The sequence below is a fragment of the Trujillonella humicola genome (assembly GCF_046233715.1).
GTDB lineage: Bacteria > Actinomycetota > Actinomycetes > Mycobacteriales > Geodermatophilaceae > Trujillonella > Trujillonella humicola.
This window is the reverse complement of record NZ_JBJNRJ010000166.1, coordinates 1-283: the sequence shown is the minus strand read 5'-3', so window position 1 is coordinate 283 and position 283 is coordinate 1. Positions and strand designations below refer to the sequence as shown.

The 283-nt window shown below is 66.1% G+C and carries 1 protein-coding gene; it reads right to left on the bottom strand.

Translation table 11 applies throughout. The features are described from left to right. Positions 1 to 283: amidohydrolase family protein (locus ACK586_RS25665; protein ID WP_409333338.1), on the bottom strand; the 283-nt coding region annotated here is incomplete at both ends.

Genomic DNA, 283 nt, shown 5'->3' with positions numbered 1-283 from the left:
GATGTGCGGCAGCTCGGGCATGGTGACGGCCTTGACGCCCTTGGCCGCGACCCGCTCGACCTCCTTGACCAGCTCGACGGGATCCCAGACGGGGAGGATCGCGCAGGGGATCATCCGGCCGGGGTAGGCGGTGCACCACTCGTCGATGTGCCAGTCGTTGTAGGCCTTGAGGAAGACCAGGGCCAGGTCCTTGTCCTTGGCCTCCTGGAAGTAGCGGGCGCTGAAGCCGGCGAAGGAGGGGAAGCACATCGAGGCCAGGATGCCGTTGCGGTTCATGTCCTTG